The following is a 24,103-nucleotide window of genomic DNA, read 5'->3' as shown; positions in this document are numbered from 1 at the left end:
ATGTGCTGGAGATGAGTACTTACGATGACAGCATCGGCATCTGCGCCCAGGCCCTGCCGTTTATCTTCGAGCCGTTTGCACAAGACGTGCATGCCAACGGCTTCAACGGCGATGGCCAGGGCAGCCCTTTATCGTGACATTGCCGCTGGTGATTTGAGTTTTTCCGCTGGTCACGTAATGCTTGCGTGACGATCCATGCCAACCGGAGCGCTTTATGCCGCTGTTGTCCCTGCCCTGTAAACGCCTGACGCTGGCGGTACTCGATCCTGAACAGGCGGCGCTGGAAAGCGACTTCTACCGGCGCAACCAGAGGCATCTGGCCCGCTGGTCACCGATTCGCCCCACTGACTACTACAGCGCCGAACGCATCCGACCACGCCTTGAGGTGCAAGCCAGCGCTTTCGCCGCCGGCCTGGCGGTGCATTTTGCACTGCTGGATACGGACGACGGCCAGATGATCGGCGCGTGCAACTTCAGCGGCATCACTCGCGGCGCGTTCCAGGCGTGTTATCTCGGCTACCACATCGACGAAGCCCACCAAGGCCAGGGTTTGATGCAGGAAGCACTGGAAGCGGGCATCCGCTACATGTTCGAAGAACAGCAACTGCACCGGATCATGGCTAATTACATCCCTGGCAATGAACGCAGTGCGCGGCTGCTGGAACGTCTGGGATTTGAACGCGAGGGCTACGCCAAGGCCTACCTGAGTATCGCTGGACGCTGGCAGGATCATGTGTTGACGGCGTTGATCAACCCGGCGCCCAGCGCAGTGTTCCGCTAAGCACTCATGGGATGATTGCGCAACGATCGTCTGCGCTGCATCTGGCCTCAGGCAACTTTTGGCCATCCACTGACAGTCCCTCGCCCAGTGATAACCGGTTTCCAGGTTGGCTCCGTCGCCGTAACAGGTAGCTTTGCTCCCGCAATCCCAAGTATTCCAAGCAGTCACATCCCCTCAAGCTCCGCCATCAGATCGGTCAACCGATCCACCTTCTCTTCGGTGATATCGCTCGCCGCCAGCCCATCGATGTATTCGGCCAGGTCCTCAACCGTGCTGCACTCGAACATCGCCCGCAGCGGCACCTCGCGCTGCAGCGCTGTCTGCACCCGCGAAGCAATCTGCGTGGCCAGCAGCGAATGCCCGCCCAACTCGAAGAAATTATCGCGCACACCCACCCTGTCGACTTTCAACACCTGCGCCCAGATGTCCGCCAGCTTCAGCTCAAGCTCAGTGCGCGGCGCCTGGTAGTCCTGGCTCTGCAACTGACCTATCTCCAGTGCTGGCAACGCTTTGCGATCCAGTTTGCCGTTGGCATTGAGCGGCATGTGCTCCAGCCACAGCCAGTGCAGCGGCACCATGTACTCCGGTAGCTCGGTGCGCAGACGCTGCTTTATGCGCTCCAGGCGTTCGCCGGGATTGAGCACCGAATCCGCCGCTACCAGATAACCCACCAGGTGCTTGCCATTGGCGCCCTCCTGCACGCCCACCGCAGCGTCCCGCACTTCTGGTTGTTCGTGCAGGCGCGCCTCGATCTCACCCAACTCAATGCGATAGCCGCGAATTTTCACCTGATGATCGATTCGCCCGACGTACTCCAGCACCCCATCGCTGCGGCGGCGGGCCAGGTCGCCGGTGCGGTACAGACGATCCCCCGGCGCGCCAAACGGGTTGGGCACAAATGCCTGGGCAGTGCGCAACGGATCGCTCACATACCCGCGGCCAACCCCTGTGCCGGCGACACACAATTCACCTACGGCACCCAAGGGCACCAGTTCCAGCGCGCCATCGAGCAGGTACAGGCGATTGTTGTCGGTTGGCATGCCGATCGGCAGATAACTGCTGCGGGTCGAGGCCAGGTCGACTCGATAAAACGCCACGTCATCCGAACATTCCGCCGGGCCATACGCGTTCACCAGGCCGACTTGCGGGTAACGCAGCAGCCATTGGTGGGCCAGTTCAGGTGGCATGGCTTCACCGGTCGGCAGCATCCAGCGCAGGCCATCGAGGCTCATGTGTGCTTGAACGAGCATGCCCTGGATCAGCGACGGCACGCTTTCCAGCACGGTGACGCCTTGGGCGACCACGTGTGCCAGCAATCCCTGCGGATCATGGGCGATGGCGTTCGGCACGATGTCCACACGTGCACCGAACAGCGGTGCCGCGAGGAACTGCCAGACGGATATATCGAAGCTTTGCGAAGCGGTCTGCGCGATCACATCGGCCTCGCCCAGGTTCAGGTACGGCACCTTGCTCAACTGATTGTTGAGCATGCCGCGCTGTTCGACCATCACGCCCTTGGGCAGACCTGTGGAACCGGAGGTGTAAATCACGTAAGCGAGGTTATCCGGTCCACTGTAGATCCCGGGATTGGCGACCGATGCAGCGCTCGCCTGCACCTCTTCCCAGACCAGCAGCTTGGGCCGATGCGCACAGCTGAATGAATCCAGCAGCGAAACGGCCTGCTCCCGGCAAGCCTGGGTGCACACCAGCAACGGCGTGCGGCTGCGATCGAGGATTCGGCTCAAGCGTTGGCTCGGCAGGCCCGGATCCAGCGGCAGATACCCCGCACCCGCCTTGAAGCTGCCGATGATCATGCCCAGCAACGCAAAGTTGCGTTCGGCCAGCAGGGCCACCGGTTGATCCAGCCCCACCCCGGCCGCCAGCAGTGCATGACCGAGCCGGTTGCTGCACACGTTCAGTTCGGCATACGTGTGCCGCTGATCGAGACAGCTGGCCGCCACTCGCTGCGGATGCCGGGCCACCTGCGCCTCGAACAGCGCCACGTAGCTGTGCTCCAGCGGATATTCATGGGCGCTCTGGTTGCAACCGTAGAGCAGGAAATCCTCTTCCTCGGCGCCCAGCAGCGGTAGATCCGCCATGTCACCATGGAAACCCTGAACCAGTGCCAGCAGCAGGCGCTTGAACTCGGCGAGCATGCACTCGACCGTGGTCTCATCGAAGAATCGCTGATCGTACGACAGATGCAAGCCCAGGTCGTCCCCCGGATAACACACCGCCGTCAGGGGGAAATTGGTGTGAGTACGACCCGAATCCGAGGTGGCATTCAGGCTCTGCGCGCGGTCCAGAACCGAGACCTCGACCGGCGCATTCTCGAACACGAACAGGCTGTCGAACAGCGGCTGGCCCTTGGGCAGCTCACTGTGTTCCTGGATGTTCACCAGCGGCAGGTACTCGTATTCACGCAGCTGCATATTGCTGTCGAGCAACTCGCCAAGCCATTGGCGAACGCTGCATCGCTGATCGTCCCCGGGCATCTTCACCCGCAGCGCGATGCTGTTGATGAACAGCCCCACCGTGCGTTGCATTGCCGGCATCTGCACCGGACGCCCGGCCACCGTGACACCAAACAACACATCGCGATCACCACTGAGGCGCCGCAGGACCAAGGCCCAGGCCGCCTGGGCGAAGGTATTGACGGTCAACTGATGGGCCTGGGCCAGTTCACGAAGTTGCGCGCCGTCCCGGGCCTCCAAGCGGGTGTAGCAGTCGCCGACGACCATGCCGCCGCTGTCGCCGGCATGCTCGCGCAGCAAGGGCCGATCGCTTGGAATCGGCGTTGTCCGTTCAAAACCCTGCAGATTGTCTTTCCACCACTGCCGGGCTTCGGCAAGGTTCTGCCGTTGCAGCCAGGCGATGTAATCACGATAACGCGGCGGTAGCGATAATTGCGCTTCGCGCCCCTCGCCCAAGGCGGTGTAGATCTCAAAGAAATCGTTCATCAATAGCGAACGGCACCAGGCATCGATAAGAATGTGGTGGTTGCTCATCATGAACCAGTAGCGCGCCGCGCCGACACGGATCAGGCGCAGGTGAAACGGGGCCTGGTTGAGCAGGTCGAAGCCGGTTTCACGTTCGCTTTTGAGCAGCGCCTGCAACCTGGGTTCCTGCTCGGCCTGGGCAACAGCCGACCAATCGAGGTACTCGATCGGCGTGCTGCCCGGCTTGTGGATAACCTGCAGCATGTCCTCGCCAACGTTCCAGCAGAACGATGCCCGCAGGGCCTCGTGCCGGGCGATCACCGCATGCCAGGCATCGGCAAAACGCTGCGGGTCCAGTTCACTGTTGATGCGGTAACGGTCTTGCATGTAGTACAGGCCGGTGCCCGGTTCCAACAAGGTGTGCAGCAGCATGCCTTCCTGCATCGGCGTCAGCGCAAAGACATCTTCAATGAGCGCGGCAGGTACTGGCAGCGCATCGAGCTGGGGCTGGGTGAGTTTCGCCAGCGGGAAGTCCGACGGCGTCAGGCCTCCCGCGCCATCGCCCAGGCAATGCTCGATCAGACTCTGCAATTCTTCGAGGTAGGCGTGCGCCAGCTCGGCGATGGCCTGCGGGTCGTGACGCTCTGTACTGAAGGTCCAGCGCATCACCAGCTCACCGCCATAGACCTGGCTGTCGACGCTCATCTCGTTGGGCAGCGGCGCCTCCGGATCGTGTGCCGCGCCGACCGGTTCGTCCAGCGGACGGAACAAGGCGTCGTCAGCAAAACTCTGGTCGAACTGGCCCAGATAATTAAAGGTGATCTGCGCCGCCGGCAAGGCCGACATGGCGTGGCGGCAGACGTCGTCGGCCAGGTAACGCAGTACCCCATACCCCAGGCCCTTGTGCGGTACGGCGCGCAGTTGCTCCTTGATTGCCTTGATCGTGTGCTCATGCTCAAGTCCTGGCGTCAGGCGCAGTACGAATGCGCTGGTGAACCAGCCAACCGTGCGGGTCAGGTCGATGTCGTCAAACAGGTTCTCGCGGCCGTGGCCTTCAAGTTGAATCAGCGCCGACTCGTGCCCGCTCCAGCGGCACAGAACCCGGGACAAGGCACTCAGCAGCAGGTCGTTAACCTGCGTGCGATAGGCACTCGGCGCCTGTTGCAGCAACTGGCGGGTGCGCTCGCCGTCGAGGCGTACGCTGATGGTCTCGGCGTGGCGATGCTGGCGTCCACCCTCAGGGCGGGCGCACGGCAGCGCAACATCCGGCCCGGCCAATTGTGCCTGCCACCAACCCAATTCCTCACGCAGCGAATCACTGCCCGCGTAGGCCTGCAGGCGAGCCGCCCAGTCGCGCAAGGCGCTGGTTTTCGCCGGTAACTCGACGGGTTTTCCCGCGAGCAATCGACGATAAACCGTCTGCACATCGTCCAACAGTACTCGCCAGGACACGCCATCCACCACCAGGTGGTGAATGGCGATGAACAGGCGTTGCTGACCCTGCGGACCATCCACCAGCAGCGCTCGCAACAACGGCCCCTGCTTGAGGTCCAGACTTCTCTGGGCGTCGGCGAACAGCGCGGTGCACTGTTCCATGGATTTGACCCGCACCTGCCACAGCACGGGGGTGTCGCTATCGATCCGATGTTCGGCGCGCCAGGCGCCAGCCACTGCGGTGAAGCGCAGCCGTAATGCATCGTGTTGCTCGATCACCGCCAGCAGTGCCTGCTCCAGGCAATGGGGTTCGAGCAGCATGGTCGGCTCCAGCAACAAGGCCTGGTTCCAGTGTTGAGGCTCAGGAATTTGACAGTCGAAAAACCAGTGCTGGATCGGCGTCATTGGCGATTCACCGGTGAGCAGGCCTTGTTCGGCCACCACCTGTTCCGTACGCGTGGCGATGGCGGCGAGCGCCTGCACGCTCTGGTGCTGGAACAGGTCCCGTGGGCTGAAATGAATGCCCTGCTGACGGGCGCGGCTGACCACCTGGATAGACAGGATCGAGTCGCCACCCAGTTCGAAAAAGTTGTCGTTGAGACCCACTTGCGTGACGTTCAACACCTCGCACCAGAGGCTGGCCAGGGTCAGTTCAAGCTCGCTGCCGGGTGCCACGTAATGCTGACGATTGAGCGCCGGGTCCGGTGCCGGAAGCGCACGACGATCGAGCTTGCCGTTGGCCGTCAGCGGCCAGTGTGCCAACAGGATCAGGTGCATGGGCACCATATAGTCCGGAAGCTGGGCATTGAGGTGAGCCTTGAGGGATTCGCGCAGGCTGCTCTGTTGCGCGTCATCCTGCTCGGCGACCGCCGTCAGCAGGTAGCCCACCAGCTGCTTGCCACTTGACGCATCAAGCGCCAGCACCACCGCTTCACGCACCGACTCATGCTCCAGCAGGCGATTTTCGATCTCGCCAAGCTCGATACGGAAACCGCGAATCTTCACCTGATGATCGATGCGGCCGAGGTACTCCACCAGCCCATCGCCGCGCTGGCGCACCCGATCTCCAGTGCGGTACAGGCGTGTGCCATCGGCGGCAAAGGGGTCGGCCACAAAGCGTTCGGCGGTCATGCCCGGACGCTGGTGGTAACCCCGGGCCAGGCCGGCACCGCCGATGAACAACTCGCCCGTCGCGCCCTGGGGCACCAACGCCAGGTCGGCGTCGAGGATGTACCCAACCCGGGCGCCGATCACGCTGCCGATCGGTACGCTGGCCATGCCCTCTTCCAGCTGTTCCGGGGCCAGGCTGGCCAGTGGCATGACCACGGTTTCAGTCGGGCCGTAAGCATTGAAGAACAGGCTCGGCTTGAACGCCGCGCGAATTCGTTGCAGATGTTCGCCGGTCAAGGCTTCGCCGCCGGTGATGCACATACGCACTGGCAGGGTTTCATTGCGGGTGGCCAGCCACTGCGCCAACTGGCTGCCATAGCTTGGCGTGAAGCCAAGGATATTGATGTGGTGCCGACGGATCAGCTCGCAGATCTCCTGCGCATCCCACTGACCTTGCGCCCGCAAGACGACCTGGGCGCCGCTCAACAAAGGCACCAGCAATCGCTCGGTGGCGGCGTCGAAATTGATCGAATAGAAGTGCAGTTCGCAATCATCGGCGCGCATGCCGAAGCGCTCGATCACCGCGCGGCAATGCATGGCGATTTCGCCGTGGGACACTACCACGCCCTTGGGTTTTCCGGTGGAACCCGAGGTGTAGATCAGGTAGGCCTGATGCTGGGGCAAACTGCTGCGAGGCAACTCGGCCGCCGGGTAATCGGCCAGGGCGGCGCTGTCATCTTCAAGGCACCAGCGCGAAACGCCAGTCGGCAACTCGCCCAGGGCCGTGAACATGGCCGAATTGCTGAGGAGCAAGCCGATGCCACTGTCCTTGATCATGTAGTGCAATCGGTCCAGCGGGTATTCCGGGTCCAGCGGCACGTACGCGCCGCCGGCTTTGAGTATCGCCAGCAGACCGACCACCATCTCCAGCGAGCGCTCCAGCGCCAGGCCAACCCGCACCTGCGGCCCGACTCCACGCTCACGCAGCATCCAGGCCAGGCGATTGGCCCGGGCGTCGAGTTCGGCATAGCTCAGGGTTTGCCCGGCGAAGGTCAACGCCGGTGCATCGTTGCGCAGCAGCGCCTGTTCACTGAACAGGTGATGCACGCACTGGTCCAGACGATGCTCGCCCGGCTCCACGCCGAGGCTGCCGAGCAGGTTTTTCTGCTCGTCGGCGGCCAACAGCGGCAACTCGCTCAGGCGCTGTTGCGGATCGGCCAGCAACGCCTCCAGCAGGTTGCGCCAATGCCCGGCCATGCGCGCAATACGCGGCTCATCGAACAGATCGGTGCTGTAGGTCAGGCAGCAACCCAGGCGATGGTCAAGGTCGGTGACTTCCAGGTTGAGGTCGAACTTGGTTGCACGAGCATCGTTGGCCAGGTACTCGACGGTCATCCCCGCCAGGGTGCGTTTTTGCTGGAATTCCCAGCGCTGCACATTGCACATCACCTGGAACAGCGGGTTATAGGCGGCGCTGCGCGGCGGCTGCAAGGCTTCCACCAGATGATCGAACGGCAGATCCTGATGGGACTGGCCTTCGATGACGGTGTGGCGCACCTGATCGAACAACTCGCCGACGGACATCTGCCCATTGAGCTGGCATCGCAGTACCTGGGTATTAAGGAACGCCCCGATCAGCCCCTCGCTTTCCGGACGGATGCGGTTGGCCACCGGCGCGCCGATGCGCAGGTCGGTCTGGCCGCTGTAGCGATAGAGCAATACGGCCAGTGCAGCGGTCATGGTCATGAACAGGGTCAGGCCATGTTGCGCATTGAAGGTTCGCACCCGCGCGGCCAACTCGTCGGGCAGGTCAAAACGGTACAGCTCGCCCCGGTGGCTTTGCACCGGTGGCCGCGCTCGGTCGGCGGGCAGCTCCAGCAACGGATGTTCCCGGCCCAGCTGCGCGGTCCAGTAATCGAGTTGACGCTGGCGCTCGCCGGACTCCAGCCACTGGCGCTGCCAACCGCTGTAGTCGAGGTATTGCACCGGCAGCGGCACCAGGGGAGATTCGCGGCCATCAACCAGCGCTTCGTACAGTGCGCTGAGCTCCCGGGCAAAGATGTCCATGGCCCAGCCTTCGGTGACGATGTGGTGCAAGGTCAGCACCAGGTAGTACTCCTGCAAGGCGGTCCTGACCAGGCAGGCGCGCAGCAGTGGACCTGTTTCCAGATCGAAGGGTTTATGGGCCTCGGCGTCAGCCAGAAGCTGGACCTGGCGCTCGCGGTCAGCGTCTGCCAGCGCGCTGAAATCCTGCAATTCCAGGAGCACGCTGCTGTGCGGGTGAACCTGCTGTCGAGCCACACCGTCGACACTCGGGAAGGTGGTGCGCAGGGTTTCGTGGCGCAGGATCAGCGCTTGCAGCGCAGCGTCGAAGCGCTCGACATCCAGCTCGCCGCGCAGTCGCGCCATGCCACCGACGTTGTAGGCAGGGCTGTCGGGCTCCATCTGCCAGAGAAACCACATGCGCTGCTGGGAATATGACAGCGGCACCGGCTGGCTGCGGTCAACCTGCTCGATGGGCGGCTGCCGATTGATGTTGCCGCTGATTTGGAGCAAACGTACCTGTTCGGCGAACGCACCGAGTTCACTGTTCTCGAACAGGGCCCGCAGCGGCAGTTCGACGTCACACGCCTGGCGGGTCCTGGAGATGATTTGCGTGGCCAGCAAAGAGTGGCCGCCAAGGGCGAAGAAGTCATCGCGCAGGCCGATCTGCCCATGGCCCAATACCTGGCGCCAGATGCCGGCGAGCTGCTGTTGCAGCGCCGTCACCGGCTCGACATGCTCGCACACCTGCCACAGCGGCTCCGGCAAGGCCCGGCGGTCGAGCTTGCCGCTGGGACTCAGGGGCATCGCCTCCAGGCGCATCAGTTGCGCCGGCACCATGTACTCGGGCAGCTCGGCCACCAGGGCAGCGAGCAGCCGGGTGTTATGCCCGTCATGTGGCTCAGCGTCAGGCGTAGCGGTGTAGTAACCGATCAGCTGTGCACCAGCGACCGTGTCGCGCACCAGCACCGCAGCCTGGGCGACGCCGTCCTGAGCCAGCAGGCGCGCCTCGATCTCCTGCGGTTCTACGCGGAACCCACGTAATTTGACCTGCTGATCGAGCCGCCCGAGGTATTCAATCACCCCGTCTGCGGTCCACCGCGCGCGGTCTCCGGTTCGGTACAGGCGCGCCCCTGGCTCGCCCAGAGGGTCGACGACAAATCGTTCGGCGGTCAGCGCCGCACGTCCCAGGTAACCCCGCGCCAGGCCGAGACCGCTGATGCACAGCTCGCCCGGCACGCCGGCCGGGAGCGCATTCAATTCGCTGTCCAGTATCCGACACAGCACGTTCCCCAGCGGGCGGCCGATTGGCGAGCGCTCGCCGTCGGCGCGGGTGCAATGCCAGTGGGTGACGTTGATCGCGGTTTCGGTCGGACCATACCGATTGTGTAACTGCACGGCGGGCACCTGCGCCAGGACGCGGTCGCGCAGCTCGGGGGCCAGGGCTTCACCGCCGCTGAACACTTGACGCAGGCTGGTGCACTCGGCGCTCAGCGGCTCGTCAATGAACAACGAAAGCAACGGCGGCACAAAGTGCAAGGTGGTGACGCCGAACTGTTGCACCAGCCTCGCGATACGGTGGGGATCGCGGTGCTCGCCAGGCCCGGCAATCAGCAAGCGCGCACCGGTCACCAGCGGCCAGAAGCATTCCCACACCGATACGTCGAAACTGATCGGGGCCTTTTGCATCAGCACGTCAGTCTGGTCGAGGCGGTAAGTGTCCTGCATCCACTGCAGCCGTTCGGCCAGGGCCGCATGAGTATTGCCCACGCCCTTGGGCTGGCCGGTGGAGCCCGAGGTGTAGATCACATACGCCAGGTTGTCGCCTTGCAGGTGCAGGCCCGGTGCGTGGCTCGGCCAGCTTTCCAGGTGCAGGGTGTCCATCGCGATGACGCTGACGCCTTCGGTGGCCGGCAAGCGGTCGAGCATTCCGGTCTGGGTCAGCAGCAACCCGACCGCGCTGTCGGCGAGCATGTAGGCCAGGCGCTCGGCAGGGTAATCGGGGTCCAGCGGCACGTAGGCACCACCGGCCTTGATGATCGCCAACAGGCCGATCAGCAACTGCGGCGAACGCTCGGCGGCAATCGCTACGCGCACGTCAGGACCGACGCCTTTATCGCGCAGATAATGGGCCAGGCGGTTGGCCTGGGTGTGCAGCTGGGCAAAATCGAGGCTGCCGCTTTCCCAGATCAGCGCCGTACGTTCGGGGGTCAGGCGCGCCTGGTCGTTGAGCTGGTCAGGCAGCCATTGAGTGGCCGGCGCGCGGGGGGCACCGCTCCACTGCGCCAGTTGTGCCTGCTCGCTTGAGGTCAGCAGGGGCAGGTCGCCGATGGCGGTAGCAGGCTGCTCGCAAACCGCGCGAAGCAGGTTGCAATAATGCTCGGCCAGGCGCTCGAGGGTGCTGGCGTCAAACAGCTCGCTGGCGTAGTCGAAGGACAGGCTCAGGCGCCCCTTCTGGTCCTCTTCACTGTGCAATTGCAGGTCGAACTTGGCTTCGCGGCTGTGCCACGGCAGCTCTTCGGCCAACAGACCCGGCAGCCGCCGCAGTGCACTCAGGTCGCGCTGCTGGTGGTTGAACATGACCTGGAACAGCCCTTGTTCGCGCGCCTGGGGACAGGCTTGCAGCAGCTGCTCGAACGGCAGGTCCTGATGGGCTTGCGCACCCAGCGCGGCGTCGCGGGTCTGCGCCAGCAGCTCGACGAAAGGCTGCCGCGAATCCACCTCGGCACGCATGACCTGGGTGTTGATGAAGAAGCCGATCAGGCCCTGGGTTTCCAGGCGCGGACGGTTGGCGTTGGGCACCCCGATACGGATCTCGCGCTGGCCGCTGTAGCGATGCAACAAGCTCTGGAAGGCCGCGAGCAGCAGCATGTACGAAGTCGATTGATGCGCCAGGGCGGTCTGGCGAATGGCATTGCTCAGGGCCCTATCGAGCTTCACGCCATGGCGTGCCGCGCGGCGCAGGTGCTGCGCCGAGCGCGGATGGTCGGTCGCCAGGTTCAACGTCGGATGTTCATCGCCCAAGTGCGCTTTCCAGTAGGCCAGCTGCCGCTCACCCTCCCCTTGCCCCAGCCATTGGCGCTGCCAGCTGGCGTAGTCGGCGTAATGGGTCTCCAGGGCACCCAGCGCGGCGGTCTGCCCCTGGGACGCGGCGGCGTAAATCCGCGAAAACTCGTCGATCAGTACGTTCAGCGACCAGCCGTCAGCGATGATGTGGTGCATCGTCACCAGCAGTTGATGGTCTTGCTCATCGAGGCGTACCAGGGTCACCCACCACAACGGGCCCTTCTCCAGATCGAACTGGGTCCGCGCTTCGTCCTCACGAATCTGCCAGGCACAGGCTTCACGCTCGGTCACCGGCAGGTGACTGATATCGATCACTTGCAGATTGAATTCGGCGGCGGCATCCACCTGCTGCAACGCCACCCCGTCATGCTCGAAAAAGCGCGTACGCAAGGCCTCATGACGCTCGATCAATTGCTGGAAACTGATGCGCAATGCGTTCTCATCCAGCTCGCCACGCAGGCGCAGGGCACCGGGAATGTTGTAAGCGCTGCTATGCGGGTCAAGCTGCCAGGTGATCCACAACCGGTTCTGCGCCAGGGACTGTGGCAGCGCTTCGCGGCGTGGCAGGGCAGCTATTGTGCCTTGGGCCAGGCCACCCTCCTGCTGTTGCTGCAGGACTGCTGCGGTGAAAGCGCCCAGGGTTGGCGCCTCGAACAGCAGGCGCAGGTTCAACTCCAGGCCGAGCGCCTCGCGCAGTTGGGCGATCACTTGGGTGACGGCGATGGAGTTGCCGCCCAGCAGGAAGAAGTGATCGTCGGCGCCGAGCTGCTCGACCTGCAATTGTTCGGCCCAGATTTTCCCGATCAGGCCTTGCAGTTCAGACTCTGCTTCGCCCGTCGCCTCGTTGGCCGGGGTCGCTGACGGGAACTGTGCATAGCTGTCCAGGCTGCCCTCGGCCAGGCAAATGCGACAGGCCGAGCGTTGCAGTTTGCCGCTGGAGGTCTTCGGCAGCGCACCCGGATTGAGCAACACCACAACACCCGGGGCCTCCTGATACGCTTCGGCTACTGCTTGACGGATGGCCTTGATCAGCGCCTCGGGCGCAAGGATTTTCTGCACGCTGCGGCTGATTTCGGCGGCGATGCCGATGCCTTCGACACCGTCCACTGATACGGCAAATGCTGCGACGCGCCCCTTGCGCACCACCTCGACTTCGCGCTCGATGGTTTGCTCGATATCTTGCGGGTACAGGTTGTGGCCGCGCACGATCAGCAGGTCTTTCAGGCGACCGGTGATGAACAGTTCACCGCCACGCAGGAATCCCAGGTCGCCGGTTCGCAGCCAGGTGCGGCCGTGGTGCTGGACGAACGTCTCGGCACTGGCCTGGGGATTGCGCCAATAGCCGTGGGCGATGCTCGGCCCCGTGGCCCAGACTTCCCCCACGCAATTGTCGCCCAGTTCGGTCCGTGCCAACGGATCGACCACTCGCAGCCCATGGCCCGGCTGGCTGATGCCGCAACTCATGATCGCGTTGCCTGCACCCGCCTCGGCACGATTGGCGGCCAATGCCAGGTCGTCGACTCGCAGGCTGCCAATGCCTTGGCCTCGCGGACTGCCGGCAACGAACAATGTGGCCTCCGCCAGTCCGTAGGACGCCATGAAGGCATCCGGTATAAAACCGCACGTGGCGAAGTTCCCGGCGAAGCGTTCCAGGGTGTCGAGGCGAATCGGTTCGGAGCCGGAATACGCCACCCGCCAGCCACTGAGGTCGAGCTGCGCCAGGGCCGACTCGCTGACCCGCTCGCTGCACAGCCGGTAAGCAAAATCCGGCCCGCCGCTGATGGTACCGCCGTACTCGCTGATCGCTTCGAGCCAACGCAACGGGCGCGCAAGGAAGTAAGCCGGCGACATCAATACACAGGGCACGCCACTGAAGATCGGCTGCAGCAGGCCACCGATCAGTCCCATGTCGTGGTACAGCGGCAGCCAGCTGACGATCACGTCATCTGGGTTCAGATCGATGCCAAAGCCTTGGCGGATCAGCGCCTCGTTTGCCACCAGATTGCCGTGGCTGACCTGCACACCTTTAGGCATCGCCGTGGAGCCGGAGGTGTACTGCAGGAAAGCGATATGCTCGTCCTGCACCGAGGGCTCAATCCATTGCCCGGCGAGCATGCGGTCGAGTGTGTCGACGCACAGCAGCGGCGGCGCTCCTTCGATTTGCCCCAGGGCGTCGCGCAGGCCGGCGCTGGTCAGCAGCAGGCGTGGCTCGGCATCGCTGATGATCGACAGCAGGCGTTCCTGATGATGACGCCGGCTTGATTCCGGCGGATAGGCCGGCACCGCGATCACGCCCGCATACAGGCAGCCAAAAAAAGCCGCCACATAATCCGGGCCGCTGGGAAACAGCAGCACCGCGCGATCACCCCATTGCGTTTCCTGCTGCAATGCCCCAGCGATGGTCCGCGCCCGCTCATCAAGCTCGCGATAGCTGAGCACCAGCGCTTCATCCCGGGATTCGGCAAGAAACCTCAAGGCCACCCGATCCGGCGTCAGGGCCGCGCGGCGCTGGAGGGCTTGGACCAGATTGCTTGGAAGTTCGAACGCGTCGGTCATGGGGGTTCCTGCGAAAATTTGGGCTGTATGCGTGCGGTGCCATTCACCAAGGAGAACGGATGGGGTAAGGCAAGAATTAGTCGTCGGCAGCGATCGCCAACGGGGCTGGCGTGCGTCAGCGTGTCGCAGTTCACAAAACGCACCGCCAGGAAGCATTAATTCTCTTTCTCAATTGACAATCATTATCATTCAACATAATTTGTCGCTCGATGTGTAGGGCAGCCCGGGTCTCAGGCCGCTCCACTAACCTATTTGCAGCAGGGTGTTTTCCATGACGGAACAAGTATCCACAAGCAGGTGCGATTCACCGCTACTTCAGGCATTCGTCGACAATCGACTGATACTGGTCAAGATTGCAGCACGCATTACCGGGTGCCGGTCACGCGCTGAAGACGTGGTACAGGATGCGTTCTTCCGCCTGCAGTCGGCGCCGCAGATCACCTCCTCCTTCAAGGCACAACTCAGCTACCTGTTCCAGATCGTGCGCAACCTGGCGATCGATCACTATCGCAAGCATGCATTGGAACAGAAGTATTCCGGCCCGGAAGAGGAAGGCCTGAATGTGGTGATCCAGGGCGCGTCGCCGGAAACCTCGCACATCAATTTCTCGACCCTGGAAAACATCGCTGACGCCCTGACGCAACTGCCCAGCCGCACCCGTTATGCGTTCGAGATGTACCGCCTGCATGGCGTACCGCAGAAAGACATCGCCAAGGAACTGGGCGTGTCGCCCACCCTGGTGAACTTCATGATCCGCGATGCACTGGTGCATTGCCGCAAGGTGTCGGGAAGTCGCGCGGATACGTTTGCACGGCGTTGAGATCTGGCAATTGCGGTGCGCTCAATCACGAGCAGGCTCACTCCCACACGGGATCTTCCACCCTGGACCCATGCCAAGCGCATATCCCCTGTGAGAGCCCGCTTGCTCGCTAAGGCTGACTCAAGATCAATGAGGACCTTGATCCCTGAAACTCAAGCCAGCACACACCGTTCGAAAAACCGCTCCCTCCCCAACACCATCAACGCCGCCCGCTTGTGCGGAAAGTCGAACTCCTTCTCGCAGTGAAACCGCTGCCCCTGCATGTACCCGATCATCTTCGCGTTGTCCGCGCGCGGCTCGGCGACTACTCGCTGGGTGCGCGGGTCATCGAGAAACAGGTAGTGCGTCAGCGCCGATAACCAACTCGCCACTTTGTGCGGGCCGCGGTGCTGCTCTTCACCTACCAGCATATGGATTCCACGGTCGTAATCGCCCGCCTGGTAGAACGGCGCGAGGCGGTCCTCCTTGGCCCAGTAGGCCTCGAAGTAGGCAAACGGCTGGTCATCGAAACAGCCGATCAGCGTCAGCGTGTGCGGGTCGGCCAGCAACTTGGCCAGATACTCCCGATGCTGATCGAGGCTGCCCTCCTCCTGCCAGAAACTCGCAACCCGCGCGCTGTTCTGCCAGCGATTGAAGCGCGCCAGGTCATGTTCGATATCGACCGTGCGCAGGGATATCCATGCCCCCAACCGCGCATCGAACCGTCGGTACACCTCGCCCCGAGGTTTGAGCGGCCGCAAGGGGTGGCGTTTGCCGCCGCTGATCACTGGATGCTGTGGGTAGCTGTTTACACTGGCCTGGCTCAACCAGGGGCGGGGCAACTGCCAGAACAGCGCGCGCTCGCAACGGTATTGGCCACTGACTTCACCGGTGACCAGCAAGCCGCTGAGCAGTGCCTCGGTGGGCAGTTCATCAAGGTGCCAGGTCAAGTGCTGACAGGCTGAATCGCGGGCGAACAACCAATAACAGGCCAGGTACAAGACTTCGCTGTCCGGGTGTTCGCAACGTTGCTCGATGGCCACGTGCAGCGCAGGCACGCGGTTCACTCGCAAGCTGAGCAACGGCTGCCCGTCGCAGCCGAGGCTCAAGCGGTCGGTGGTTTCATCCGCCATAAGGCACCGGCCATCGGGCAGAGCCAGGGCAGTCAGAGCGTTCAGATCAGGCATGGGTCAGGCTCACGTTAGTCGTCCACTGTTAAACGAGGTGACGTGAGCCGATCAGGGAAATTTAACCGAAGACAGAAAATACCCGACGTGCGATCCCCATCAGTCCCCAGGAACAGGGACCACGGCGATTTGGTACGGCGCAAAAATTTTCATCATCTGGCCGCTCTCCCGCAACCCTTGCAGCAATTTGCCAAAGGCTTCACCGCTGATGGGTGCCGCAGGACGAAGCATTGCGTAATGGTGATAGACCTGGTCCACCCGCTGGGACACCAGCAACTGAGCGGCGACTTTTGCGTTGCGCAGAAGGTAATCGCTCAGGTACGACCGCGTGACCAACGCGATGTCCGCACGGCCGCGCAGCACCATGAGCAAATTGCTGTCATGGGAATAGGTCAGAGAGGCGTTGTAGCGTTGCGCAAGTATTTTGGGGTCGGCATCGAAGTTGGCGAACTCGTAGTGATACCCGCTGAAAAGTGCCAAACGTTTGCCGGCAAGTTCGGCAAAATAGTCTTGCTGGCGGTCCGGCAGTTGTTGCGCGACGAAAATCTCGGCATCTTCCAGGCCCATGTCGACCGTAACATGTGGAATATCCTTCCAGCCCCAATCAGGATTCTCGAAGATCGCCATGTCCACCCGGCCTTGCTTGAAATCACCAAAGCGGCGGGGAATCGAAGTTGGCACCAGGACAAACTGGTAGTCATGCTGGGCAACATTCAATGCTTCGACCAGCTGTGGCAGCAAGCCAGTGTCGGCCCCCATTTCCGGACGCACAGTATAGGGAGGGAAATGCGCCGCTCCGACTCGAACCAGCTGTGCCGCCTGGGAAGGCAGTAACCATAATGCGGGAAGCGCCGCCAGTAAAAACCGGAAGGCCGTCCGTGTTGGCGAGGACATCAAAACAACCTACTCCCGAAAATTACGCGCTATGCATTCAAGCCAGGCGGTTTCGCCCGATTAGCCAGAGGCTACTGGCAAATCACCACTATCGTGGCTCTTTCAATACCATGATAAGGGCTTCGTCCGCCAGTTGATCCAGGCTCATGCTGCCGCCGGCACGAAACCAGGTGGTGGTCCAGGACAGCGCCCCCGTCAGGAAACGACGCGTGATAAACACATCGCCGCCAATCAAACCGGCGTCCTTGGCCTCTCCCAGCACCTGCAACCATAGCTCTTCGTAGATATCGCGCAGGGCCAGCACCTGCGCCTGGCCCTCCTCGGATAACGACCGCCATTCGTAGACCAGCACGGCCATGGCCTCGCCGCTGCCCCCCATGATCGATTGCAGTTCGCAACGAATCAGCGCCAGCACCCGCTCACGCACGCTTGCGGCGTCACCGAGGGCGGCACGCATGAGCGCCGTGTTGTAGCGGATGGTTTCCTCCATCACTGCGCGCAGGATGTCGTCCTTGCTTTTGAAGTGATGAAAAATACTGCCCGACTGTATGCCCACGGCGCCGGCCAGGTCGCGCACGGTGGTGCGCTCGTAGCCTTTATTGCGAAACAGGTGGGCGGCCACTTGCAGCAGTTTGCCGCGGGCGCTGTCCGGGTCGGTCAACTGGCCGCTGTCGACCAGTTCGCGCATGACGCCCAGGGCTTTTTGCTCGTCCACCCATTCTCTCCTACAGTCGATCAATCCAGATGCGCCGCTCGCCGCTGAAACCGCGGGCTTGCGCGGGCAATTTAAGCTGGCGCCGGCAACCAAGCAAGCGCTCGGGAAGAAGATATTTCAAGGCATTTACAAACCAAGCGCTTGCTTGGTAGTCTCGAATCGCGAATCAGCAGTCTCGCAGCGGTAGTCTCCCAATACTGTCGACGGAGGTGAGCATGAAGCCAACTGTGCCGGAAACCATTCGCATCGGGTGCGCCAGCGCGTTCTGGGGCGACACTTCGACGGCCGCGGCGCAGCTGGTGGAAGGGGGAAGCCTGGACTATCTGGTGTTCGACTACCTGGCAGAAATCACCCTGTCGATCATGGCCGGAGCGCGGATGAAAGATCCCCAGGCCGGTTATGCCAGCGATTTCGTCGAAGTTCTCACTCCGCTGCTCAGGCAACTCGCCGAGCAAGGCATTCGGGTGATCAGCAACGCAGGCGGGATCAATCCACAAGCCTGCGCTGCGACCCTGCAAGCGGCTTGCGACAAGGCCGGGGTGGGGTTGAAAATTGCCGTGTTGCTGGGCGACGACCTGCAACCGCAGCTCAAGCAGCTCAGGACCCTCGGCATCCAGGAGATGTTCAGTGGCGCGCCGTTGCCGGCGATGTGCGTCTCGACGAACGCTTACCTCGGTGCACCTGGCATCGTCGAAGCCTTGCGCCTGGGGGCGGATATCATCATCACCGGGCGGGTGGTCGACAGTGCCGTGGTCAGCGCCGCCCTGGTGCATGAGTTCGGCTGGTCGTGGCAGGACTACGACAAACTCGCCCAGGCCGCCCTCGCCGGCCACATCATCGAATGCGGAGCCCAATGCACCGGGGGCAACTTCACCGACTGGCGTGAGGTGCCAGACTACGAACACATCGGTTTCCCCATCGTCGAAGTCAGCCGCGACAGCCAGTTTATCGTCAGCAAACCCGAAGGCTCCGGCGGCCTGGTGACGCCGCTGACCGTGGGCGAACAGATGCTCTATGAAATCGGCGACCCGCAAGCCTACCTGCTGCCTGATGTGGTGTGTGATTTCACCCGGGTCAGGCTCGTGCAACAGGGTAAAAACCGGGTTCAGGTGCACGGCGCCAAGGGCCTGCCACCCACTGACCAGTACAAGGTCAGCGCCACCTTCCTCGACGGTTTTCGCTGCACTGCCAGTTGTCTGATCGCCGGGATCGATGCGGTCGACAAGGCCCGACGCGTCAGCGCCGCGATTATCAACAAAACCTCGGACATCTTCAGCCAGCGCGGCTGGTTGCCCTACAGCGAGGTCAATGTCGAACTGCTCGGCAGCGAAGCCACCTACGGTTCTCACGGTCAGCGCCAGGACACCCGCGAGGTGGTGATCAAGCTGGCGGTGAGGCATCCGGACAAACAGGCGTTGATCCTGTTCTCCCGGGAAATAGCCCAGGCCGCGACCGGCATGGCGCCAGGGTTGACCGGGATCGTCGGTGGGCGACCGACGGTGTACCCGCTGATCCGCCTGTTCTCATTCCTGATCGATAAATCCGCGTGCACCCTGGGTATTCACTTCGACGGTCAGCGCCATCCCTGTGCCCTGCCCGCCATCGCGACGCTCGACACCCAGGACTTGCCGGTGCCGCTCGACCCGCCCAAACCGGTCGGCCTGGCCGACGCCAGCGTCGAGCTGGTCAAGCTGGCGGTTGCGCGCTCCGGGGACAAGGGCAACCACAGCAATATCGGGGTCATGGCCCGCGAAGCAGAGTACCTGCCGTGGATCGCCGAAGCCTTGACCCCGGAGGTGCTGGTCGACTGGATGAGCCATGTTCTCGACCCGGTATACGGGCGAGTCGAGCGCTGGTACCTGCCGGCCACCCACAGCCTGAACTTCCTGCTGGAGAACGCCCTCGGCGGCGGTGGCGTGGCCAGTCTGCGCATCGACCCGCAAGGCAAGGCGTTCGCCCAGCAGCTGCTGGAAATCCAGATACCGGTGCCGCAAAGCATCGCCGACCAGGTCAACTAGAGGACTGTCACCGTGGCCTACGATTCGATTTTCAAAGCCGGCTTGTTTACCGGGCAAAACATCATCGTGACCGGTGGCGGCAGCGGCATCGGCCGTTGCACCGCCCATGAACTGGCGGCATTGGGTGCCCATGTACTGCTGGTGGGGCGCAACGCGGCCAAGCTGGAGAACGTCGCCGGCGAGATAACCGCAGATGGCGGCCAGGCCGACTGGGTCGTGTGCGATATCCGTGAGGAAGAAACGGTGCGGCATATTGTCAGCGAATTGATCCGCGAGCATGGCCCCATCCACGGCCTGGTCAACAATGCCGGTGGGCAGTTCCCCTCGGCGCTGGCCTCAATCAACCAGAAGGGTTTCGAGACCGTGATGCGCACCAACCTGGTGGGCGGTTTCCTGATGGCCAGGGAAGTGTTCAATCAATCCATGAGCAAGCACGGCGGCTCGATCGTCAACATGCTCGCCGACATGTGGGGCGGCATGCCGGGCATGGGCCATTCCGGCGCCTCGCGCTCGGGCATGGACAACCTGACAAAAACGGCGGCATTCGAATGGGGGTACGCCGGCGTGCGGGTCAACGCGGTGGCGCCCGGCTGGATCGCTTCAAGTGGCATGGACACTTACGAGGGTGCGTTCAAGGCAGTGATTCCGACCCTGCGCGAGCATGTACCGCTCAAGCGCATCGGCACCGAATCGGAAGTCAGCGCGGCGATCGTTTTCCTGCTCAGCCCGGCGGCGACATTCATTAGCGGCAGCACCCTGCGCATCGATGGCGCGGCGAGTCTTGGCGGGCGGGCGTGGCCCATGCACAAGGCGCACAACAGCGAGTCGTACAACGGCTTCCACCGAGCGTACCTGCCCGAAGTACTTCAGGACAAGGACTAAGCCATGCCGGTCATACAGTCCCAGGTCGACCCCTTCAGCCAACATTTCGCGCAGAACCATGCCGCAATGCTGACGGGTATCGAGCAGGTGCGTCAGCTCGAACAGAATCTTCTGAACAAGGCTGCCGAGGCAAAATCCAGGTTCGACCAGCGCGGGCAATTGCTGCCCCGGGAACGTCTCAACCTGCTACTGGATCCCGGCGCGCCTTTTCTTGAATTGGCGAGTCTGGCCGGTTACAAGCTGCACGATGACAAGGATGGCCATTCGGCGGGTGGCGGCCTGATCGCCGGCATCGGTTACGTGTCGGGTGTGCGCGTGCTGGTGGTGGCGAACAACAGCGCGATCAAAGGCGGGACCATTTCCCCAAGTGGTCTGAAAAAATCCCTGCGCCTGCAGCAGATCGCCATGGAGAACAAGCTGCCGGTCATTACCCTGGCCGAAAGCGGTGGTGCCAACCTCAATTATGCGGCGGAGATTTTTGTCGAAGGCGCACGCAGCTTTGCCAATCAGGCCCGGATGTCGGCCATGGGCTTGCCGCAGATTACCGTGGTGCACGGCTCGGCCACGGCGGGCGGTGCTTATCAGCCCGGCCTCTCCGATTACGTGGTGGTGGTGCGCGGCAAGGCCAAGCTGTTTCTGGCCGGGCCGCCACTGCTCAAGGCGGCCACGGGCGAGATCGCCACCGATGAGGAGCTTGGCGGTGCCGAGATGCACGCACAAGTGGCAGGTACGGCGGAGTACCTGGCGGAAAACGATGCCGACGGCGTGCGCCAGGTGCGCGAGATTCTGCGCCTGCTGCCATGGAACGCACGCCTGGCCATGCCCCCTCGGCCATCGTTCGAAGAACCTCTATACCCCATCGACGAGTTGCTCGGGCTGATCCCCGACGACGCGAAAAAACCCTACGACGCGCGGGAGATCATTGCGCGGATCGCCGACGGGTCGAATTTCCTCGAGTTCAAGGGCGAGTACGATCAGCAGACAATCTGCGGGCATTTGCAGATCCAGGGTCGCGCCTGCGGCTTCATCGGCAACAACGGCCCGATCACGCCCAGGGGGGCGAGCAAGGCGGCGCAATTCATTCAGCTGTGTGACCAGAGCCAGACGCCCCTGCTGTTCTTTCACAACACCACCGGGTTCATGGTCGGCACCGAGTCGGAACAGCAAGGCGTGATCAAACATGGTGCGAAGATGATCCAGGCAGTCGCCAACGCCCGCGTGCCCAAATTGACCATCGTCGTCGGCGGTTCCTACGGCGCCGGCAACTATGCCATGTGCGGTCGCGGCCTCGATCCGCGCTTCATCTTCGCCTGGCCCAACAGCCGCACGGCGGTCATGGGTGGCGCCCAGGCGGGCAAGGTACTGCGCATTGTCACCGAGGCCAAACAACTCAAGGATGGCCTGGTGCCCGATCCGAAAATGCTCGACATGCTGGAGCAGGTCACTGCGCAGAAACTCGACGGCCAGTCCACTGCCCTGTATGGCAGCGCCAACTTGTGGGACGACGGCCTGATCGATCCGCGCGACACCCGGACCTTGCTCGGCTACCTGCTGGACATCTGCCACGAGGCCGAAGTGCGGCCATTGCACGCCAACAGTTTTGGTGTAGCCCGCTTCTAAAGGGCGATCAGGAGAACAATAAAAATGATCTTCACCCAGGAACACGAAGCACTGCGCCGCACGGTCCGGCAATTCGTCGACAACGAGATCAATCCCCACGTCGACGAATGGGAAAAAGCCGGGCGTTTTCCCATTCACCAGCTCTTTCGCAAGGCCGGCGAACTGGGCCTGCTGGGAATTTCCAAACCGGAGAAGTTTGGCGGCATGGGGCTGGACTACAGCTACTCGATCGTCGCGGCCGAGGAGTTCGGCACCATTCACTGCGGCGGTATTCCGATGTCCATCGGCGTACAGACCGACATGTGCACCCCGGCGTTGGCGCGTTTTGGTAGCGACGAACTGCGGGAAGAATTTCTGCGCCCGGCGATCACTGGTGAGCAGGTCGGTTGCATCGGCGTGTCGGAGGTCGGAGCCGGTTCTGACGTCGCCGGGCTCAAAACCAGCGCACGCAAGGATGGCGACGATTATGTGATCAACGGCAGCAAAATGTGGATCACCAACTCACCGAGCGCCGATTTCATCTGTTTGCTGGCCAACACTTCGGACGACAAGCCGCACATCAACAAGTCGCTGATCATGGTGCCCATGAATACTGCGGGCATCAGCCTCAGCTCGCACCTGGACAAGCTCGGCATGCGCAGTTCGGAAACCGCCCAGGTGTTTTTTGACAATGTGCGTATACCGCAGCGCAACCGCATTGGCCACGAAGGGGCAGGCTTCATGATGCAGATGCTGCAGTTCCAGGAAGAACGCCTGTTCGGTGCGGCCAACATGCTCAAGGGCCTGGAGTACTGCGTCGACAGCACGATCGAGTACTGCAAGGAGCGCAAGACTTTTGGCAATGCGCTGATCGACAACCAGGTGATTCACTTTCGCCTGGCCGAACTGCAAACCGAAATCGAGTGCCTGCGGGCGCTGGTCTATCAGGCCACCGAGCAATACATCAAGGGCCAGGACGTCACCCGCCTGGCGTCGATGGCCAAGCTCAAGGCCGGGCGCCTGGGGCGTGAAGTCAGCGACAGCTGCCTGCAATACTGGGGCGGCATGGGCTTCATGTGGGACAACCCCGTGGCACGGGCCTATCGGGATGTGCGCCTGGTGTCGATCGGCGGGGGCGCCGACGAAATCATGTTGGGGATCATCTGCAAACTCATGGGCATCCTGCCAGGGAAGAAGAAATGAACCGCTTGCCGGTATGCCAGACGTTGCTGCTCGAATTGCATAACGGCGTGCTGCACGTCACGCTCAATCGCCCGGAAAGTCGCAACGCCATGAGCTTGCAAATGGTTGCCGAACTGCGGGGCTTGTTGGCGAGCGTGCGCGAGGACCAAGCCATTCGGGCATTGGTGATCGGCGGCGCCGGGGGGCATTTTTGCGCCGGCGGCGACATCAAGGATATGGCCAACGCCCGAACTCAAGGCCCGGAAGGGTTTCGTGAGCTGAATCGGGCGTTTGGTGCGCTGCTGCAGGAAGTGCAGCACGCGCCGCAAGTGGTGATCACGGTGCTGCAGGGCGCAGTACTGGGCGGTGGCCTGGGGCTGGCGTGCGTGAGCGATGTCGCGCTGGCGGATCACCAGGCGCAGTTCGGTTTGCCGGAAACCAGCCTCGGAGTCCTGCCGGCGCAGATCGCCCCGTTCGTGGTCCAGCGCATTGGCTTGACGCAAGCACGGCGCCTGGCGCTGACGGCCGCGCGATTTGATGGCACCCAGGCGCGACAGATCGGCCTGGTGCACTTCGTCGAGCATGACGCCCAGGCCCTGGCCGAGCGGCTCGATGAAGTGCTGGCCCATGTGCTGCGTTGCGCGCCGGGAGCGAATGCACTGACCAAGCGTCTGTTGCTGGCCAGTGCCGGACAGCCGACTGATGCCTTGCTGGATGAAGCGGCGCAATGGTTCAGCGACGCAGTGACCGGGCCTGAAGGAGTCGAGGGGACTATGGCTTTCGTGCAAAAACGTAAACCAGGATGGGCTCTGTGACAGCATCGCAGGCAAGCCAGCTCCCACAGGGTTCGTCAACGCCACAGATCCCCTGTGGGAGCGGGCTTGCTCGCGTAGAGGCC

At 62.6% G+C, this 24,103-nt stretch carries 12 protein-coding genes; 8 read left to right on the top strand and 4 right to left on the bottom strand.

Going from position 1 to position 24,103, the window contains the following annotated elements; all coding sequences use genetic code 11:
- Positions 1-11 precede the first annotated feature (11 nt).
- Positions 12-137 (top strand): hypothetical protein, encoded by a 126-nt coding sequence (locus AAEZ05_RS07815; RefSeq protein ID WP_269082872.1) that lies wholly within the window; start codon positions 12-14, stop codon positions 135-137.
- A gap of 77 nt (positions 138-214) precedes the next feature.
- A complete protein-coding gene (rimJ, locus tag AAEZ05_RS07810; RefSeq protein ID WP_045058122.1) occupies positions 215-781 on the top strand; it encodes a ribosomal protein S5-alanine N-acetyltransferase in 567 nt (188 codons plus the stop codon).
- Between the two features lie 164 nt (positions 782-945).
- Here the strand turns inward: rimJ and AAEZ05_RS07805 are convergent, their stop codons facing one another.
- Positions 946-13,929 (bottom strand): non-ribosomal peptide synthetase, encoded by a 12,984-nt coding sequence (locus AAEZ05_RS07805; protein ID WP_350646887.1) that lies wholly within the window; start codon positions 13,927-13,929, stop codon positions 946-948.
- A gap of 271 nt (positions 13,930-14,200) precedes the next feature.
- Between AAEZ05_RS07805 and AAEZ05_RS07800 the strand changes: the two genes are divergently transcribed.
- Positions 14,201-14,749, top strand: a complete 549-nt coding sequence (locus AAEZ05_RS07800; protein WP_045058120.1) for an RNA polymerase factor sigma-70 — start codon at positions 14,201-14,203, stop codon at positions 14,747-14,749.
- Positions 14,750-14,901: 152 nt separating this feature from the next.
- Here the strand turns inward: AAEZ05_RS07800 and AAEZ05_RS07795 are convergent, their stop codons facing one another.
- The 3 genes from AAEZ05_RS07795 to AAEZ05_RS07785 form a co-directional block, all read right to left on the bottom strand.
- Entirely contained in the window at positions 14,902-15,915 is a 1,014-nt protein-coding gene (locus AAEZ05_RS07795) for a GNAT family N-acetyltransferase (RefSeq protein ID WP_045058119.1), read from the bottom strand.
- Between the two features lie 99 nt (positions 15,916-16,014).
- A complete protein-coding gene (locus AAEZ05_RS07790; protein WP_177328526.1) occupies positions 16,015-16,809 on the bottom strand; it encodes a substrate-binding periplasmic protein in 795 nt (264 codons plus the stop codon).
- Between the two features lie 88 nt (positions 16,810-16,897).
- Positions 16,898-17,524, bottom strand: a complete 627-nt coding sequence (locus AAEZ05_RS07785; RefSeq protein ID WP_045058118.1) for a TetR/AcrR family transcriptional regulator — start codon at positions 17,522-17,524, stop codon at positions 16,898-16,900.
- Between the two features lie 227 nt (positions 17,525-17,751).
- On the opposite strand from AAEZ05_RS07785, the gene AAEZ05_RS07780 reads away from it, so the two are divergent.
- Genes AAEZ05_RS07780 through AAEZ05_RS07760 form a run of 5 tightly spaced genes read left to right on the top strand, consistent with a single transcriptional unit; the run spans position 17,752 to position 24,020 of the window.
- Positions 17,752-19,542, top strand: coding sequence for an acyclic terpene utilization AtuA family protein (locus tag AAEZ05_RS07780; protein WP_177328530.1), 1,791 nt, complete (start codon positions 17,752-17,754; stop codon positions 19,540-19,542).
- A 12-nt stretch (positions 19,543-19,554) separates the two neighbouring features.
- Positions 19,555-20,424, top strand: a complete 870-nt coding sequence (locus AAEZ05_RS07775) for an SDR family oxidoreductase (RefSeq protein WP_205892158.1) — start codon at positions 19,555-19,557, stop codon at positions 20,422-20,424.
- A gap of 3 nt (positions 20,425-20,427) precedes the next feature.
- Positions 20,428-22,044 (top strand): geranyl-CoA carboxylase subunit beta, encoded by a 1,617-nt coding sequence (atuC, locus tag AAEZ05_RS07770; protein ID WP_045058115.1) that lies wholly within the window; start codon positions 20,428-20,430, stop codon positions 22,042-22,044.
- Between the two features lie 24 nt (positions 22,045-22,068).
- On the top strand, positions 22,069-23,226 hold the full coding sequence (gene atuD, locus AAEZ05_RS07765) for a citronellyl-CoA dehydrogenase (protein ID WP_045058114.1): 1,158 nt from the start codon (positions 22,069-22,071) through the stop codon (positions 23,224-23,226).
- On the top strand, positions 23,223-24,020 hold the full coding sequence (locus AAEZ05_RS07760) for an enoyl-CoA hydratase/isomerase family protein (RefSeq protein ID WP_045058113.1): 798 nt from the start codon (positions 23,223-23,225) through the stop codon (positions 24,018-24,020). Before atuD ends, AAEZ05_RS07760 begins: the two co-directional genes overlap by 4 nt.
- Positions 24,021-24,103 lie beyond the last annotated feature (83 nt).

This window comes from Pseudomonas sp. HY13-MNA-CIBAN-0226, from assembly GCF_040310305.1.
Lineage (GTDB): Bacteria > Pseudomonadota > Gammaproteobacteria > Pseudomonadales > Pseudomonadaceae > Aquipseudomonas > Aquipseudomonas gregormendelii.
Note: the sequence above shows the minus strand (reverse complement) of the source record. Positions and strands in the feature narration are given on the sequence as shown.

Coding starts and splice junctions, on each gene's coding strand:
- AAEZ05_RS07790 (WP_177328526.1), bottom strand. CDS start 16,809: ATGTCCTCGCCAACACGGACGGCCTTCCGGTTTTTACTGGCGGCGCTT.
- rimJ (WP_045058122.1), top strand. CDS start 215: ATGCCGCTGTTGTCCCTGCCCTGTAAACGCCTGACGCTGGCGGTACTC.
- AAEZ05_RS07795 (WP_045058119.1), bottom strand. CDS start 15,915: ATGCCTGATCTGAACGCTCTGACTGCCCTGGCTCTGCCCGATGGCCGG.
- atuD (WP_045058114.1), top strand. CDS start 22,069: ATGATCTTCACCCAGGAACACGAAGCACTGCGCCGCACGGTCCGGCAA.
- AAEZ05_RS07800 (WP_045058120.1), top strand. CDS start 14,201: ATGACGGAACAAGTATCCACAAGCAGGTGCGATTCACCGCTACTTCAG.
- AAEZ05_RS07760 (WP_045058113.1), top strand. CDS start 23,223: ATGAACCGCTTGCCGGTATGCCAGACGTTGCTGCTCGAATTGCATAAC.
- atuC (WP_045058115.1), top strand. CDS start 20,428: ATGCCGGTCATACAGTCCCAGGTCGACCCCTTCAGCCAACATTTCGCG.
- AAEZ05_RS07805 (WP_350646887.1), bottom strand. CDS start 13,929: ATGACCGACGCGTTCGAACTTCCAAGCAATCTGGTCCAAGCCCTCCAG.
- AAEZ05_RS07815 (WP_269082872.1), top strand. CDS start 12: ATGAGTACTTACGATGACAGCATCGGCATCTGCGCCCAGGCCCTGCCG.